At 60.7% G+C, this 16,477-nt stretch carries 18 protein-coding genes; 7 read left to right on the forward strand and 11 right to left on the reverse strand.

The window, feature by feature from the left end:
• Positions 1-122: 122 nt before the first annotated feature.
• Positions 123-632, reverse strand: a complete 510-nt coding sequence (locus tag PH551_RS09405) for a DinB family protein (protein WP_285192790.1) — start codon at positions 630-632, stop codon at positions 123-125.
• A gap of 137 nt (positions 633-769) precedes the next feature.
• On the opposite strand from PH551_RS09405, the gene PH551_RS09410 reads away from it, so the two are divergent.
• Both PH551_RS09410 and ndk read left to right on the forward strand, forming a co-directional pair.
• Complete coding sequence (locus PH551_RS09410) at positions 770-1,459, forward strand: glutathione S-transferase family protein (protein ID WP_285192791.1); 690 nt, start codon at positions 770-772, stop codon at positions 1,457-1,459.
• A gap of 81 nt (positions 1,460-1,540) precedes the next feature.
• The gene (gene ndk, locus PH551_RS09415) at positions 1,541-1,963 is read left to right on the forward strand and encodes a nucleoside-diphosphate kinase (RefSeq protein ID WP_011424805.1); all 423 of its coding nucleotides are present in this window, start codon (positions 1,541-1,543) and stop codon (positions 1,961-1,963) included.
• 70 nt (positions 1,964-2,033) lie between these two features.
• Here the strand turns inward: ndk and PH551_RS09420 are convergent, their stop codons facing one another.
• Together PH551_RS09420 and PH551_RS09425 are read right to left on the reverse strand one after the other, a co-directional pair.
• Entirely contained in the window at positions 2,034-2,537 is a 504-nt protein-coding gene (locus tag PH551_RS09420; protein ID WP_285192792.1) for a hypothetical protein, read from the reverse strand.
• Positions 2,534-3,079 (reverse strand): CGNR zinc finger domain-containing protein, encoded by a 546-nt coding sequence (locus tag PH551_RS09425; protein ID WP_285192793.1) that lies wholly within the window; start codon positions 3,077-3,079, stop codon positions 2,534-2,536. Before PH551_RS09425 ends, PH551_RS09420 begins: the two co-directional genes overlap by 4 nt.
• A gap of 64 nt (positions 3,080-3,143) precedes the next feature.
• Here PH551_RS09425 and PH551_RS09430 point away from each other — a divergent pair, with 64 nt between their 5' ends.
• Entirely contained in the window at positions 3,144-4,040 is an 897-nt protein-coding gene (locus tag PH551_RS09430) for a branched-chain amino acid ABC transporter permease (RefSeq protein ID WP_285192794.1), read from the forward strand.
• 56 nt (positions 4,041-4,096) lie between these two features.
• Here the strand turns inward: PH551_RS09430 and PH551_RS09435 are convergent, their stop codons facing one another.
• From PH551_RS09435 to PH551_RS09455, 5 genes are all read right to left on the reverse strand, one after another.
• On the reverse strand, positions 4,097-4,558 hold the full coding sequence (locus PH551_RS09435; RefSeq protein ID WP_085777676.1) for a molybdenum cofactor biosynthesis protein MoaE: 462 nt from the start codon (positions 4,556-4,558) through the stop codon (positions 4,097-4,099).
• A gap of 222 nt (positions 4,559-4,780) precedes the next feature.
• Positions 4,781-5,035 carry a molybdopterin converting factor subunit 1 gene (moaD, locus tag PH551_RS09440; RefSeq protein WP_285192795.1) on the reverse strand — a complete coding sequence of 85 codons (255 nt, stop codon included), beginning with the start codon at positions 5,033-5,035 and terminating at the stop codon, positions 4,781-4,783.
• On the reverse strand, positions 5,032-5,622 hold the full coding sequence (gene pgsA / locus PH551_RS09445; RefSeq protein ID WP_097598457.1) for a CDP-diacylglycerol--glycerol-3-phosphate 3-phosphatidyltransferase: 591 nt from the start codon (positions 5,620-5,622) through the stop codon (positions 5,032-5,034). Before pgsA ends, moaD begins: the two co-directional genes overlap by 4 nt.
• Before the next feature lie 157 nt (positions 5,623-5,779).
• Entirely contained in the window at positions 5,780-7,819 is a 2,040-nt protein-coding gene (gene uvrC, locus PH551_RS09450) for an excinuclease ABC subunit UvrC (protein ID WP_285192796.1), read from the reverse strand.
• Positions 7,816-8,583: an SDR family oxidoreductase gene (locus PH551_RS09455; RefSeq protein ID WP_097598455.1), complete on the reverse strand. Its 768-nt coding sequence runs from the start codon at positions 8,581-8,583 to the stop codon at positions 7,816-7,818. Before PH551_RS09455 ends, uvrC begins: the two co-directional genes overlap by 4 nt.
• Before the next feature lie 364 nt (positions 8,584-8,947).
• Between PH551_RS09455 and PH551_RS09460 the strand changes: the two genes are divergently transcribed.
• Positions 8,948-9,583 (forward strand): outer membrane protein, encoded by a 636-nt coding sequence (locus tag PH551_RS09460; protein WP_011424814.1) that lies wholly within the window; start codon positions 8,948-8,950, stop codon positions 9,581-9,583.
• 84 nt (positions 9,584-9,667) lie between these two features.
• Here the strand turns inward: PH551_RS09460 and PH551_RS09465 are convergent, their stop codons facing one another.
• Both PH551_RS09465 and PH551_RS09470 read right to left on the reverse strand, forming a co-directional pair.
• Complete coding sequence (locus tag PH551_RS09465; RefSeq protein WP_221112315.1) at positions 9,668-10,264, reverse strand: glutathione S-transferase; 597 nt, start codon at positions 10,262-10,264, stop codon at positions 9,668-9,670.
• Between the two features lie 60 nt (positions 10,265-10,324).
• Positions 10,325-11,194 carry a 23S rRNA (adenine(2030)-N(6))-methyltransferase RlmJ gene (locus tag PH551_RS09470; RefSeq protein ID WP_097598453.1) on the reverse strand — a complete coding sequence of 290 codons (870 nt, stop codon included), beginning with the start codon at positions 11,192-11,194 and terminating at the stop codon, positions 10,325-10,327.
• A gap of 16 nt (positions 11,195-11,210) precedes the next feature.
• Between PH551_RS09470 and PH551_RS09475 the strand changes: the two genes are divergently transcribed.
• The 3 genes from PH551_RS09475 to PH551_RS09485 all read left to right on the forward strand — a co-directional run bounded on the left by PH551_RS09475 (position 11,211) and on the right by PH551_RS09485 (position 15,305).
• Positions 11,211-13,415 (forward strand): molybdopterin-containing oxidoreductase family protein, encoded by a 2,205-nt coding sequence (locus tag PH551_RS09475; RefSeq protein WP_285192797.1) that lies wholly within the window; start codon positions 11,211-11,213, stop codon positions 13,413-13,415.
• Positions 13,412-14,002, forward strand: a complete 591-nt coding sequence (locus PH551_RS09480; protein ID WP_285192798.1) for an NUDIX domain-containing protein — start codon at positions 13,412-13,414, stop codon at positions 14,000-14,002. The genes PH551_RS09475 and PH551_RS09480 overlap by 4 nt, the downstream gene beginning before the upstream one ends.
• 133 nt (positions 14,003-14,135) lie before the next feature.
• Entirely contained in the window at positions 14,136-15,305 is a 1,170-nt protein-coding gene (locus tag PH551_RS09485) for an alpha-D-ribose 1-methylphosphonate 5-triphosphate diphosphatase (protein WP_285192799.1), read from the forward strand.
• 25 nt (positions 15,306-15,330) lie between these two features.
• Here the strand turns inward: PH551_RS09485 and PH551_RS09490 are convergent, their stop codons facing one another.
• A complete protein-coding gene (locus PH551_RS09490; protein ID WP_285192800.1) occupies positions 15,331-16,350 on the reverse strand; it encodes a hypothetical protein in 1,020 nt (339 codons plus the stop codon).
• Between the last annotated feature and the right edge of the window lie 127 nt (positions 16,351-16,477).

Here is a 16,477-nt window from a genome sequence, read left to right on the forward strand (position 1 = left end):
TCATTTGTCGCTTCCGCTATGCTCTCAAGCTTTTAAAAGAAGCTGAACTTGCGAAGGGAAGCGCCGGATTGGCGATGGGAACCGGCGAAGGCGGTTAATTCAGTCTTGATGAAGCCGTTGCCTTACAGCCACTCGCGGCCTTCGCTGCGCAGAAAATAGATAAGGTCCAGCCCGAGGCTCGGTTTGCCCAGCGCCGTCAGCGTCATGTGGCACTGGCCGCGGTGATGCGTCTGGTGATTGAACAGATGCGCGAGCGCGCTCGACAGCGGCTGAGTGATCTGGATCGGCTGCGTCACCGGGACATACGTGAAGTCGCCGGCGAGGCTCGCCTGATCGAGACTACCCATCCAGGCAATGATGCGCTCGTCCTCCGCCTTGCGCGCGGCTGCAAGCGCGTCCAGCTCTTCGAAAAGTACGGCATCGAGGGTCACCGGCGCTTCGCCGATGCCGGTGAAGCGCTTCATCCATATGCGGTCGGCGACGAGCAGGTGATTGAGCGTGCGATGCAGCGAGCCGAAGAAGGCGCCGCGGTCGCTGCGGAACTCCGCCTCGCTGAGTTCGGACGCAGCCGTATAGACTTGGGCATTGGCCCAGCGGTTATAGGCCGCGAGCATCCTGAAATGTCTAAGCATATGGTCCCCTGGCGTTGTTGGCGCAGTCTAGCCGCTTTCCCGAGAAATCCGAGTGATGGCGCCATGAAATTTCCTGATTTGATCGCGTTCGCTTTCTGTCGTCGAATGCAGGCAGATCAGACCTCGAAAGGATTGTCATGACTAGAGCCCTCTATTCCCTCTGCGGCGCCGACGAACGGCGCTTCTTTTCGCCCCATTGCTGGAAGGCGGTGATGGCGCTCGCGCATAAGGGGCTCGATTTCAAGGAGATCCCGACGACCTACGCCCGCATCCGCGACATCGGCGGCGGCGTATCATCGACCCTGCCCGTGCTCGACGATGATGGCCGGCTGATCTCGGACAGTTTTGCTATCGCCCTCTATCTCGAAGAGGCATATCCGGAGCGGCCGTCGCTGTTCAATGGCGAGGGCGGCAAGGCGCTGTCGCGCATGGTTGAGGGCTATTCGCAGATGATCATCCACCCGGCGATCATGCGGATCGCCCTTCTCGATATCCACGCGATCCTCGACGAAGGCGACAAGGCCTACTTTCGTCAGAGCCGCGAGGTCAGGCTCGGCAAGCCGCTGGAAGTCTTTGCCGCCGACAGCGAGGCGGAGAAGGCTGCCTTCGGCGCCAAGCTGGAGCCGCTCCGTCACATGCTGAAGTTTCAGCCCTTCATCGGCGGGCAATCGCCGCTCTTTGCCGATTATATCGTCTTCGGCGCGCTGCAATGGCTGCGGGTGTCCGCAGGACTGGCCATGCTCGCCGCCGCCGATCCCGTCATGGCCTGGTTCGAACGCTGCCTTGATCTCCACGAAAGCCGCGGCAGGACTGTGACAGCGGCGTGAAATTGCCGCCAGCCTCTTGTTTTCGGCCGTTGGGGCGGGTAAAGACCGCCCACTTTTCCCGAGAAAACAGAGGATTTGACTATGGCGATTGAACGCACCTTCTCGATGATCAAGCCTGACGCAACCAAGCGCAACCTGACGGGCGCCATCACCAAGATGCTCGAAGATGCCGGCCTGCGCGTCGTCGCCTCCAAGCGCGTCTGGATGAGCCGCCGTGAAGCTGAAGGCTTCTACGCCGTTCACAAGGACCGTCCCTTCTTCGGCGAACTCGTCGAAGGCATGACCTCCGGCCCGACCGTCGTTCAGGTCCTGGAAGGCGAGGGCGCGATCCTCAAGAACCGCGAAATCATGGGCGCGACCAACCCGGCAAACGCTGCCGAAGGCACGATCCGCAAGGTCCATGCCCTGTCGATCGGCGAAAATTCCGTTCACGGCTCCGACGCTCCGGAAACGGCTGCCCAGGAAATCAAGTACTGGTTCTCCGACACCGAAATCGTCGGCTGAGGCCGCGCTTCGGCATTGCTGCGCAATGCGTTGAATTGACTCTCGAAAGCCGGGCCTCGCCCCGGCTTTTCTATGATGGGCACTTGTCGGTGTTCGAGAAATCGACGCTGCCGTCAGGCTTGAAGACCTCCGGGTTCTTGTCGTAAAGCGCGCCGACGACGAGCGGCTTGCTCGGCAGCACCGTCTGGTCGAGGTCGGAGCGGAACTCCGTCTTCAATTGCTGCAGCACCTTGCCGTCCTTGTCGACCAGCTGGACATTCACCGAATAGGGGCGGTCCTTGCGCACGCAGTGCAGGTTTTCGCTCTGCAGCGCGATCTTGTCGTCGATCGGGTAGATTTTCTGGTTCAGCACCAGCGGGTCGCCGCCTTGCGGGTTCTCGAATTCGGCGATGATGACCGAACCGTCGGGGATAGGACCTGTCTTCTTCAGCGTCAGCAGATAGGTGGCGCTCGCGACGCGATAATTGAAGACAAAAAGATGGCCGGTGACTTCGACGAGATTTTCGGCCTGGCGCTGGCAGGCGGACAGCAGAAGGCTTGTTGCCGCCGCTGTTACGATTAGACATTTTCTCATGGCGTCTCCTCCTTCTTACGGCGATAGTGACGGTTCGCCTTGGCGCGGTTGCCGCAGATCGCCATGTCGCACCAGGCGCGGCTCTTGTTCTTGCTGCGGTCGATGAACAGCCAGCCGCAATTGCCGCAGATCTTCATGCGCTCGGGATCCGGCATGGCAATCAGCCTGAGCACCGAATGGGCGGTCGCCGCCGCCAAGCTTGCCGGGCTTGCCTGGCGCAAGATCTTCGCTAGCGCCTCCAGCAATTCGGCCAGCAATTGGTCGTCGCCGCCATCCAGTATACGCTTGCGGAAATAGCGGTCGATCGCCTCGCGCAGCGCGATAAAGTCGACTTCGTCATGCGGCGCCACCGGCGCGATCTCACCGAACAAGGCCCGTTCGGCGCAGAATTCGGCGGCGGCGCGCGGGAAGTTGCGCATCTGCTCGCGGCTCGCGAAGCGGTCGACCCGCCGCTTTGGGTCGTCGCGCAGAACGACGCTGTTGGCGACATCGAGCGCCAGTGCGCCGCCGGCAAAACGGTGAGGGGTCCAGGAAAAGCTCATGAGGAAATTATAACTGGTGAAATAGGTTTTACCAGTTATAATTTGCCGACGCGGAGTCTTCGGAATGGCCTATCTTCTGCAACAACTGGCGAATGCGGTGCCGCTTGCCGCCCTCTATGCCGCGCTCGCCTTCGGTTATGCGGTTGCCTTCGGCGTGACCAAGCGGGCCGATATCACCTATGGGGCGATCTTCGCCTTCTCAGGCCAGATCCTGCTGCTTTTTACCGAACTCGCCTATGTCAGGTTCTGGCTGGTGCTGCCGGCCGCCCTTGCCATCGGCGCCTGCGCTGCGCTTGGCTATTCACTGGCCGCGGGCATCTGGATCGGCCGCTCGATCATGCTGCCGCTGGCCAGCAAATCGCCGAATACCGTGATCGTTGCCGCGCTCGGCATCATGATCGTGCTGATGGAAACCGCCCGCCTTGCCGCCGATACAAGAGCGATCTGGCTGCCGCCGTTCCTGAACCAGGTTGTTGTCTTCTGGAGTGATGGTCCGTTCAAAGTGACTCTCACCTATATCCAGCTGATCGACACGGCGCTGATGTCAGCCATCGTCGCGTTCGGTGCGCTGATCCTCAGGCGCACGGCCTGGGGTCGCCTCTGGCGAGCCGTCACCGATGATCCGCTGGCCGCCGAGCTCTGCGGTACCAGCGCCAGCCGTGTCTTCCTTGTCGCCTATGCGGCAGCTGCTCTCGTCGCCACCCTCTGCGGCATTCTCGCCACCTTCTACTACGGTTCGATGGATTTCGGCGCGGGACTGATGTTCGGGCTCAAGGTGCTGCTGATCGCAGCCGTCGGCGGCTATTCCGATCCGCTGCGTTCGGCTGGCGGCGCTGCCGGGCTTGCCGTTGTCGAAACCTTGTGGGGCGCCTATGGCGCATTCGTCTGGCGGGATCTGGTGGTCTTCTCGCTGCTCGTCCTGCTTCTGGTTATGAGCCGCAGGGAGCGTGTGGTGCTTTAAAAATGACGCATGATGTTAGCCGAAAACCGCGCACACTTTTCGGCATCATGCTCTGATCATTTCCACTTGTCGCGCGCCGCGTCGTCGGCGTCTTTCGCCGCGACCCAGTCGCCCCTGGCGCCGTCCTTGCCGTGCTCCTTCTTCCAGAAGGGGGCTGCGGTCTTGAGGAAATCCATGACGAGATTGGCGCCGTCGAAGGCGGCCTGCCGGTGCGGGGCGGCTGCAACGACGAGCACGATGTTCTCGCCAGGAGCGATCTTGCCGTAGCGGTGGATGGCGGTCAGCCCGAGCAGCCCGAAACGGGTGATGGCGAGTTCGCCGATGCGGGTCATCTCGGCTTCGGCCATGCCGGGATAATGCTCGAGTTCAAGCGCCGCCAGCCTCCCGCCTTCATCGCGGCAGAGGCCGGAGAAGGTAACGACGGCGCCGATGTCGGCTTTGCCTTTCGAGAGGAGATCGACTTCGGCCTGCAGGTCGAAGTCTTCGCGCTGGACGCGGATCGTGGGGGTGATGGTCACAGCGAAATCCTCCGCTGCTTTGAAGCCGCTATGAAGAATGCGGAAGGGCTGTGCCGTGTGGGGAGATCACAAGTGGCACGCTCTTCTTGACCATTTACCGCTTCGCCGGGCCGAAACGCCAATTGTTTGAGAAAGCCCGTGCGCCCAGCCAATCTCCCTCCTGGTGGGGGAGATGCCCGGCAGGGTAGAGGGGGGTAGCGACACGGCACCACCGTCACCGTCTCATCCCCCCGTCATCGGCGGAAAAATCCCGATCTCACGGGGCGCACCTATCGGCTCGTCATGCTCGACATGCTCCATGTCGAGCGCCACGCGGATCACCTCGGTATATTGAAGTGCGGCTTCATATTCCTCGCCCAGCGTCTTCAAGTGATTCAGAAGATCGGCGACGGTGACGACGGAGGAGGGGAGGTCGATCTCCTCCTCGCCCTTGCCAATGCGCTCACGCACCCAGGCGAAATAGACAAGCCGCGTCATTCCTCGTCATCCACGATATGTTTCAGCCCGGCACGGAAATAGTCGTAGCCGGTATAGATGGTCAGCAGTGCTGCGATCCACAAGAGCGCAATGCCCGTCTGCGTCGTATAGGGGAAAATCTCGTCGCCGGCAGGTCCCGCGAGCAGGAAGGCGATGGCGACGAGCTGCAGCGTCGTCTTCCACTTTGCGATCCGTGTCACCGGCACGCTGACCTTCAGCGCCGCCAGATATTCACGCAGGCCGGAAACCAGGATCTCACGGCAGAGAATGATGATTGCCGCCCAGATCGACCAGCCCGCGATGGTCTGGTCGGCCGCGACCAGGAGAAGGATCGAGGCGACCAGCAGCTTGTCGGCGATCGGATCGAGCATCCGGCCGATATTCGAGGTCTGGTTCCAGATGCGTGCGAGATAGCCGTCGAGAAAATCGGTGATCGAGGCGATGACGAAGATCCACAGCGCCACCCAGCGCGCCGTATTGCTGATCGACAGCCTGCCCTCGACGAAGAAGCAGAGAACGATCAGTGGCACGGCGAGGATGCGGCCGTAAGTCAAAAGGTTGGGAAGGCTGTACGCACGCGATGCCATGGATCGTTTCTCTGAATTGATGCGCCGCTGCAGCGCCGCGTCTTTACGAAAACCGTTTTCGATTTTCGGTCGATGTAGATGACGGCTTTGGCCAGGAACCGTCAACATTCTTTCTGTCTTTTCACCGCCATTGCGTGGAATTTGCGACGGCCGCCGCTTATTTCGGGGCGTCGTCGTGGAAATGGTTATAGACCTGCTTTGCCACGGCTTCCGAGATACCTTCCACCGCCATCAGGTCGGAAAGGGCGGCGCGGGAAACCGCCTTCGCCGTGCCGAAGTGCTGGAGCAGCGCGCGCTTGCGCGACGGGCCGATACCGCCGATCTCGTCGAGTGGGTTCTTGACCATCTCCTTCTTGCGCCGCACCCGGTGCGAGCCGATCGCGAACCGGTGCGCCTCGTCGCGCATGCGCTGGATGAAATAGAGCACAGGATCGCGCGGCGGCAATGTGAAACTCTCGCGTCCCGGCGCAAAGAAGCGCTCGCGTCCGGCGTCGCGGTCGACACCCTTGGCGACGCCGATCGCCGTCACGCTGTCGGTGATGCCGAGCTCGGCCAGGATGGCCCGCACCGCCGTCATCTGCCCCTGGCCGCCGTCGATGAGGATCACGTCCGGCCAGGCGGGGAAGGGCATGTCGGCAGCGTCGGCAGCTGCTGTCTGCGCCGTCCGGTCGGGAATGCCTTCCTCCTTGATCAGCCGCGAGAACCGCCGGGTCATCACTTCCTTCATCATTCCGAAGTCGTCGCCGGGGGTGATATCGGTCGATTTGATGTTGAACTTGCGGTATTGGTTCTTCACGAAGCCTTCCGGCCCCGCCACCACCATGCCGCCGACGGCGTTAGTGCCCATGATATGCGAGTTGTCGTAGATCTCGATGCGCTGCGGCGCATAGGCGAGCCCGAAGGTTTCCTTGAATCCTTCGAGCAGCCGCGACTGCGACGCCGTCTCAGCAAGCTTTCGCCCATGCGCTTCGCGCGCATTACCGACCACATGCTCGACGAGATCGCGCTTCTCGCCGCGCTGCGGCACGAGGATGGAAACCTTGTGGCCGGCCTTTTCGCTGAGTGCTGCGGCGAGCAGCTCCAATTCCTCGACCGTTTCCGACAGCATGATCTGTTTCGGCACCGGCTTGTCGTCGTAGAATTGCGCGAGAAAGGCATTCAGAACTTCGGCGCTGGATAGTTGCGGATCGGCCTTCGGAAAATAGGCGCGGTTGCCCCAGTTCTGCCCGGTGCGGAAGAAGAACACCTGGATGCAGGAGACGCCGCCTTCGTGGTGGATTGCGAAAACGTCAGCCTCCTCGACACCGGCCGGGTTGATGCCCTGGTGGCTTTGGACATGGGAAAGTGCCGCAAGGCGGTCGCGATAGATCGCCGCCCGTTCGAAATCGAGGTCCTCGGCCGCCTGGTTCATGGCTTCCGCCATATGCGACTTCACCTTCTGGCTCTTGCCGGACAGGAAATCTTTCGCCTCCTGCACCAGCTCGGCATACCCCTCGTCGCTGACCTCGTGCGTGCAGGGCCCGGAACAGCGCTTGATCTGGTAAAGCAGGCAGGGCCGCGTGCGCGTTTCGAAGACACTGTCGGTGCAGGTGCGGATCAGGAAGGCGCGCTGCAGCGAATTGATCGTGCGCCCGACCGCGCCGGCCGAAGCGAAGGGCCCGAAATAATCGCCTTTCCGCGCCCGGGCGCCACGATGCTTGAAAATCGCAGGCGCCCGGTGATCCCCGGTAATAAGGATATAGGGAAACGACTTGTCGTCGCGCAGCAGCACGTTGAAGCGCGGCCGCAAGCGCTTGATCAGATTCGCTTCCAGCAGCAGGGCTTCGGTTTCCGTGCGCGTCGTCACGAACTCCATATTCGCCGTCTGGCGCACCATCTGGGCGATGCGGTTGGAATGCACACGGCCGACGGCGTAATTGCCGACGCGCTTCTTCAGGCTGCGCGCCTTGCCGACATAGAGCACGTCGCCCTCGGCATTGAACATGCGGTAAACGCCGGGGCTGTTCGGCAGGCGCTTGACGAATTCGCCGATCAGTTCGGCGCCGATGAGCCCGGTTTCGTTGAGGCTGCCGGCGTTCCAGTCGACAGCTGCCGCAAGAGGCGAGGCGGAAACGTCGCCTTCCACCTCGATTTCGTCTTCGCTCTCATCCGTATCATCGTAGAGAACGCCGCCATCCGGCAGCTTTCGTCCGTTCATTCCTTAATCTCCGCCACATCGGGCGTCTGCCAGGCAAGGTGCTGGCCGCCGTCGAGCGCAATCATCTGGCCGGTGATCGAGGGCGTGTCGTAGAGGAAACGAATCGTTTGTCCGAATTCCTCCAGTGCCGGCCCTCGCTGCAGGATAAGGGCTGAGACCTGCGCTTGGAAGTCCTCCAACGACTGCCGCTCGCTCGGCATTGATGGCCCGGGGCCGATCGCATTAACGCGGATGCGGGGCGCCAAAGCCTGGGCAAGCGTCTGCGTCGCCGTCCACAGCGCGGACTTGGAGAGCGTGTAGGAATAGAAGCTCGGTCTCAGTGCCCAGACGCGCTGGTCGATAATGTTGACAATGAGTCCCGCCGCCTCGGCAGACAGCTGCTGCGCGAAGGTCGCCGCGAGGATCGAGGGCGCACGCACGTGCAGATCGAAGTGCAGCGCCCATGTGGCGGCGTTAAAACTGCGCGCGGAATCATGCTGGAAAACCGACGCATTGTTGACGAGCAGATCGAGCGGCCCGAGCGCTTCCGACGCCTTCGCGACCAGTTCAGCCGTTTCGCCGATATCGGTAAGATCGGCCTGCAACGCGACCGCTCTTTGTCCCTTTCGCCGCAATTCCGCCGCCAGCTCTTCGGCTTCGCCGAGGGAGCTGTTGGCGTGGATCGCGACGGAAAAGCCATTTGCAGCAAGGTCTTCAGCGATTGCCCTGCCTATTCTCTTGGCCGCCCCTGTTATCAGGGCTGAGCGAAGTCTTCTGTGGTTCAAAATCTTGCCTTCTGATCCCGCGAGTCTGTGTGCAACCTATATAAGGGCGGGCGGAGATTATATAAATAGGCGGCCACAGTTGCATCCATGGCCGGGATATTCTATGTATTATTTAATAATGTTGTTTCTTAAAATAAGTATTTTAAGTTTAACCATTCGGTAGGGTTAATGAATCCTATGTTGCTCTCAAGCAACATCGAATTTCCGCCATGCGGCAGCCACAATGATATCACAATTTGGCTCTTTCAAATCCGCATTTCAGTTCCAATTTCAGTCTCGATCCGGAAGGGACATCTGGCAATTTCCCCGCCAATGCTTCGCTTATAGACAGATGAAAGCGGCGCGGGACTGAAAGGAGAAAAGTATGCGTGTACTCATTGCTGGCCTCATGGCCTCTGCTTTTGCAATCGCGGGCGTTTCGGCAGCTCAGGCGGCTGATGCCGTCGACCAGGTTCCGGAAGCACCGGTTGCCCAGGACGCCCCGGTCAAGCCGGCCGGCAACTGGGAAGGCTTCTATCTCGGCGGCGCCGGCACCTACAACATGGGTGATTTCGGTTCCGACCGCCACACCTATGGTTTCGGCGGCCAGGTCTTCACCGGTTACAACTGGCAAGCAGGCCAGATCGTTTACGGCGTTGAATCGGATCTCGGCTACAGCGGCGATGACGTCTCCTCGGGCGGCGTCAAGAACAAGTATGGTTGGAACGGCTCCGTCCGCGGCCGCGTCGGCTACGACATGAATCCCTTCCTGCTTTACGGTACGGCTGGTCTTGCCCTCGGCAACGTCAAGGTTTCCGACGGCACCTCGGACGAAAGCAAGACGAACTACGGTTACACGGTCGGCGCCGGTGTCGAAGCCTTCGTGACAAATAACATCACGACGCGCTTGGAATATCGCTACACCGACTACCAGAGCAAGGACTACGACCTCGACTCCGGCAGCTTCTCGCGCGGTTACGACGAGAACAGCGTCAAGCTCGGTATCGGCGTGAAGTTCTAAGCCGATTGAACATCCCAATATGCAGAAGCCGGGCTCATCGCCCGGCTTTTTGCTGTCTGCTGTCCGATCCGTTTCAGCTCCGGATCAGGCGCTGGCTTTGAGCTCGCGATGAGCAGGGAATTTCTTTTCGAACTGCGCCAGCCAGTCGACCAGCGTCGCGTGATCGGCTTCCCACTGATCCTTGAAGCGTAGGTCGAGATAGTCGAGCGTGGCGGCCAGGGCGAAATGTCCGCCATTGAGCTTCTTGCCGAGTTTCGGCGGCTTGGCGCTGAGATGAGCAAGCCCGGCCGTCACCTTCTTCCATTGCCTGTCGATCCAGGGCTGGTGAACCTTCTCCTCGTCACGGAAGCGGCGCTCGTAGACGATGGTAAGCAGGCAGTCGCAGATACCGTCGCAGAGCGCCTCAAGCACTTCCGCATCCGTGCGTTTGCCGTCTTTGGACGGGTAGAGGCCACCATTCGTCAGCCGGTCGAAATAATGCATGATCGCCACGCTGTCGAAGATCGAAGCGCCTTCCTCCGTCAGAAGCGTCGGAATTTTCCCGAGTGGATTGTTGTCCACCAGGATCGCCGGCCCGGTATTGGTATCGACCCGGATGGCGTTCAACTCGATTCCCAGAAAATGTGCAGCCATCCGCACCTTGCTGGAATAGGGCGAGGCCGGTGAGCAGAGGAGCTTCATGGAACACCTGGTGAGACTATGGGGCGGTGGGACGGACTATTCCCGAAGCAGCTTGCCCGGTCAATCGCTCTTGATCGTCTTGTTTTCGCCGCGCAGCCAGAAGGCGCGGTGGGAGGCGAAGCGGTCCTGGGCAAGATGGTCCTTCAACGCCGGAAGCATCTGGTGCAACTCATCCTTTAGTGTGAATGGCGGATTGACGATGACGAGGCCGGAGCCGGTCAGTCCGGTCATGCCGCGGTCGCTGCGCACGGTGAGTTCGGCGCAAAGCATCTTCGGGATGTCGAGTGCCTGCAGAGCCTCGTGGAATTCCTTGATCGGCGCGCCCTTCTTTAACGGGTACCAAAGGCAGTAGGTACCGCCGGGAAAGCGGCGATAGGCCTTTTCGAGTCCCTTGGCCAGGCGTTCATACTCGTCCTCTTCCTCGAAGGGCGGGTCGACGAGCACGATGCCGCGCTTTTCCTTCGGCGGCAGATGCGCGCCGAGCGCCAGCCAGCCGTCGAGTTCGGTGATGCGGACGTGGTGATCGCCCTCGAACAGCCGGTGCAGGCGGGCGTAATCCTCGGGATGCAGCTCCATCGCCGACAGCCGGTCCTGCGGCCGGAACAGCATGCGCGCAAGTTTCGGCGATCCGGGATAGAAGCGGATGCCCCCCTCGGGATTGAGTTCGCGGATTGCCGAGAGGTAGGGCTCCAGCAGCTCGGAAACCTGAGGCCCGAGTTCGGCCTCCATCAGTTTGCCGATGCCAGCCTGCCACTCGCCGGTTTTCTGCGCTTCCTCGGAAGAGAGATCGTAGAGGCCGATGCCGGCATGCGTGTCGAGCACGCGGAAGGCGCCCTCCTTCTTCTGCATGTAACGGATCAGCCGCGCCAGCACGGCATGTTTCAGCACATCGGCAAAATTGCCCGCGTGGTAGATGTGGCGGTAGTTCATTTTCGCTGATGTCCGTATGAATTCACGTCATGGGGAGTTTTTCTGGCTTTTGGCCATGCAGGCCTTGGCATATACAAATGCCATGAACATTGCGACCCCTATCGACGCCAAATCCCCGAAGCTGGACAGCAAGATCGGCCACACGGCCTGTCCGCACGACTGTCCCTCCACCTGCGCGCTCGAAGTTGAGATATCGGAGGACGGCCGCATCGGCAGAGTGCGCGGCGCCGGCGACCATTCCTACACCTCGGGAGTCATCTGCGCCAAGGTCGCCCGTTATGCCGAGCGGCTCTATCATCCCGACCGGCTGCTGCATCCCCTGCGCCGCACTGGCGCCAAGGGGGCAGGGCAGTGGCAACAGATTTCCTGGGACGATGCGCTTGACGAAATCGCCGAAGCCTTCATGAAGGCCGAGGCAAGGGACGGCAGCGAGGCCATCTGGCCCTATTTTTATGCCGGCACCATGGGGTGGGTGCAGCGCGATTCGATCGATCGCCTCCGCCACGCCAAGCGCTATTCCGGCTTCTTCTCGTCGATCTGCACCAATCCGGCCTGGACCGGCTTTACCATGGCAACCGGCACGCTCCGTGGGCCTGATCCGCGCGAGATGGGCCGCACCGATTGCGTCGTCATCTGGGGCACCAATGCGGTCTCGACCCAGGTCAACGTCATGACCCACGCCGTCAAATCACGCAAAGAGCGTGGCGCCAAGATTGTTGTCATCGACATTTATGACAATCCGACGATGAAGCAGGCCGACATGGCGTTGATCGTCAAGCCTGGCACCGATGCTGCGCTCGCCTGCGCCACCATGCACATCGCCTTCCGGGATGGCTATGCCGATCGTGACTACATGGCGAGATATGCCGACGATCCCCAGGGTCTCGAAGCGCATCTGAGGACGAAGACGCCGCAATGGGCCGCTGCGATCACCGGTCTGTCGGTTGAGGAGATCGAAGCCTTTGCCCGCCTCGTCGGCACGACGAAGAAGACCTTCTTCCGCTTGGGCTACGGTTTCACCCGCCAGCGCAACGGCGCGGTCGCCATGCATGCGGCCGCGTCGGTCGCCACCGTTCTCGGCTCCTGGCAATATGAGGGTGGCGGCGCCTTCCATTCGAACAGCGATATCTTCCGCATGAATAATGCGGAACTGACCGGCCGGTCGATGAAGGACGGCGATATCCGCATGCTCGACCAGTCGCAGATCGGCCGGGTGCTGACCGGAGATCCGGTGGCGCTGCGCCATCGTGGTCCGGTGACGGCGATGCTGATCCAGAACACCAATCCCGCCAACATCGCTCCCGAGCAGCGTCTCGTGAGGCGCGGCTTTGCCCGCGACGATCTCTTCGTCGCCGTCCACGAGCAGTTCATGACCGAAACGGCCGACATCGCCGATATCGTCATTCCTGCGACCATGTTCGTTGAGCACGACGATATCTACCGCGCCGGCGGCCAGAACCACATCCTGCTGGGACCGAAGCTGGTCGAGCCGCCGCCGACCGTGCGCACCAATCTCTTCGTCATCGAGGAACTGGCAAAACGCCTCGGCGTCGCCGATCGCCCCGGCTTCGGCTTTACCGCCCGCGAGATGATCGACCGCATCCTCCGATCGAGCGACCTGCCGGATTACGAACATTTCCTCGAACACAAATGGTTCGATCGCCAGCCGGCTTTCGAGGACGCCCATTTCCTGAACGGCTTTGCTCATGCCGACGGCAAGTTCCATTTCCGCCCCGACTGGATCAACCAGCCCGCACCGAACAAGCCGCCGGCCGCCGTCGGCGCGCTCGGGCCGCATGCCGAGCTTCCGGCCTTCCCCGATCAGGTCGATGTCATCGAAGTTGCCGATCTAGAGCATCCCTTCCGTCTCGCCACGTCGCCGGCGCGCAACTTCCTGAATTCGAGCTTTTCGGAGACCAAGACGTCTCGTCAGAAAGAGGGCCGTCCCGAGGTGATGATCAATCCTGTCGATGCCGAAGCCAACGGTGTCGCCCACGGCGATCTCGTCCGCATCGGCAACAGCCGCGGCGATCTCCGCATCCACGCCCGTATCACCACGGAGGTGAAACCGGGCGTTCTGGTTGCCGAGGGCCTCTGGCCGAACAAGGCGCATGTCGACGGGGAGGGCATCAACGTCCTGACGGGCGCCGATCCGGTCGCGCCCTATGGCGGAGCGGCGGTACACGACAACAAGGTCTGGCTTCGCAAGGACGCAGCATGATGCAGCCGAAATCACGGGTGAAGATCGTCGGCGAGGAAATACTGTCGAATGGGTGGACGCGGTTGAGCAGCTATCTGCTCGACTATATCGACCGTAACGGTGCGACCCAGCGGTTGAAGCGGGAGGTCTACCACCGCACGCCGGCCGCCTGCATTCTGCTTTATGATCCGAAACGCGCTCTGGTCGTCCTTGTCCGCCAGTTCCGTCTTGCCGTGCATCTGAACGGCGATCCCGCCTGGGTTATCGAAGTGCCGGCCGGCCTTCTCGATAACGATCATCCCGAGACGGCGATACGCCGCGAGGCGATGGAGGAGACCGGCTATCGCCTGCGCGAGGCGCGCTTCCTCTTTAAATGCTACATGTCGCCGGGCGCCATTAGCGAAGTCGTCCACTTCTTCGCAGCCCTGATCGACACCGCCGATCGCGTCGCCGAAGGCGGCGGTCTGGACGAGGAGCATGAGGATATCGAGGTTCTGGAAATCCCGCTGGACGACGCTGCAGGGATGATCGAGACCGGCGAGATTTTCGACGCCAAGACGATCATGCTTTTGCAATGGGCCGCGTTGAACCGGGATAGGATCAGATAGCGAGTCGGGATGTCTTGGGGGGATCGTTCGATCACCCACGTCGGCTCCGGCGCGCGTAAATTCATACGTTTGTCACGAAGCGGTTCTATCCGCTGCGGTTTGTCGATCATCGGATGCGGTCAGGAGAAAGCCCATGTGGCTCAGCAATTTCACCCTCGTTCTCCCGGGCGAGGTGGTGAGCAAAGGTTCCGTGCGTGTTGAGGACGGCGCCATCGCCGAGATCCGGCCGGGGCCGGTTGCCGGCGCTGCGATCGATGGCGGCGGGCGGCTGCTGATGCCGGGCTTCGTTGACCTGCACGGCGACATGATCGAGCGCGAGATCGCGCCACGGCCGAACGCGACCATGCCGATCGATTTCGGCATCCACGAACTCGACAAGAAGCTTGCCGCCGCCGGTGTGACCACAGCCTTTGCCGCGGTCTCTTTCGCCACGGAAAGCGTTTATGGCCACGTCCGCTCGCTTGAGACGACGTCGGCGGTGATCGAGGGCATCAACCGGCTGCGTGATGACCTCCTGATCGACCACCGCGTTCATGCCCGCTATGAAATCACCAATGTCGGCGCCGCTCCCGCACTCGAGCGGCTGCTGAATGCCGATCAGATCGACATGGTGTCGCTGACCGACCACACGCCGGGCCAGGGCCAGTACAACAACCTGCAGAGCTACATCCTCAGCATTTCCGAGCGCCGCGCCATCTCCGAGGAAATGGCCGCCGAGATCGTCGCCAAGCGTATCGCCATGCGCAGCAATCCCGAGATCGAAGCGAAGCTGAAGGAGATTGTCGCGCTGTCGCTGAAGCACAAGCTGTCGCTGGCCTCGCATGACGATGACAGCGTCGAGAAGGTCGCCGAGATGCATCACCTCGGCGTCACCATCAGCGAGTTTCCGGCCACCGCTCCTGCGGCCGAGGAAGCACGCCGCCGCGGCCTCTGGACGCTGATGGGCGCGCCGAACGCCCTGCGCGGCCAGTCGATGTCAGGCAATCTCAGCGCCCTAGACGCTGCAAGGACCGGGCTGCTCAGCATCATCGCCGCCGATTATCATCCTGCCGCCTTCGTGCCCGGCATCTTCAAGCTTGCCGACACAGTGGAAGGCGGCCTGCCGGCAGCCGTCGCGCTGGCAACCGGCAATGCCGCCCGCTCCGCCGGTCTCTTCGGCCGTGGCGAAATCGCCCTCGGCCAACGCGCCGATCTGGTCGTTGTGGAGCCGGGCGACATCAACCGCATCCGCGCCACCTTCCGCGCCGGCCACTTCGTCTACAGCGACGGCACGCTGCACCCGTTGCGGGCCCTGGCGGCGTGACCCACTTACGCTCGATGACGCCCGCTTAGAAATCGCGGAGACGAATATTGTCCAAGGACATGATATTGGTCTGATGCGCGTCGCTGAGGGCTTTGCTTTTCGTCTGCGGAGACGTCTTACTACACGGTGACAGATAGTTGGCCCATGCGGGAGTACCATGTGGCAGCGACGGACTATATTCCCACCGTCCTGCCCGGCCTTTCGTCCCGCGATATCTATCCCTTATGCAAATGGGAATGAACGTGAAGCTCAGTTGGTTCAATGCTTCACGCTTGTGATTGAACAGACCATCGTTGCTGTTAGGGCCAACGAAGTGCGCCAACTCCCAATTTGGGCCCCCGCTCAAGCTTGTGGTGGTGGTAAAATCGACCACAGCGTGAATACGGCCTGCAGTGTATTCGTCTCCAAGACTGCTGCCTGCGCCTGGATTGGAAGCGTTCCCTGGCCAGACGGAAAGGTCGTTCATGCTGGAAGCTACAATTCCCATTTTTAAATTGTCTTCTAGCCCAAGTCGGCCTTGAAGCTCTGGACCACTGGCGCACGGGAGGGTTGGCCGTTTGGCCGGTTCTTGTTCAGTGCCTTCTACGAGCCGCTCGAAGTCAACTGAGTGATAAGTCTTGTTGGAGCGGTGCCCGATCTCCGAGATACCTCCTTCGATGCCAATCGTAAGGGGGTTTTTGTCCGATCCTAATCCAGGAAAGGAGAGGGATGGATTAAGACCCTCGGTATGTGTAGCGTCGATCGTTAGCTCAACCTCTCCAACATACTCAATCGCGGAGAAGATGTTTTTGAGGCTGAACCTCCGATCAGGCCCCGGATCGGACAATTTCCTTTCGCGCAATGGCCTGTCGTTTATATAAAGAGGCAGCGGTTTGTCATCATTGGCAGCCGTGAAGAGCTCGCACTTAATGTTTGCCATCACGGACGCGATCTTGATCACCGGGCTACCGTGTGTCCTCTCGGTTGTAGTTAAATCGAACGGAGGCGCCGATGCACAGCTTGTCAGTATTGCTGCAGTAAGAATCGATATGCCTAAGTTTTTCATTTCTATCCCCTCAGAAAACTGAGAGAAAAATTGTACGTATATTAGTTGAAAATGCAACTTGTAGATTTAAGGTGGCGTAGACACAGTTGAAGGTGATGGCGGAATGCCTCTGCGGACGAGTAACAAT

The organism is Rhizobium atlanticum, assembly GCF_030182485.1.
Lineage (GTDB): Bacteria > Pseudomonadota > Alphaproteobacteria > Rhizobiales > Rhizobiaceae > Rhizobium.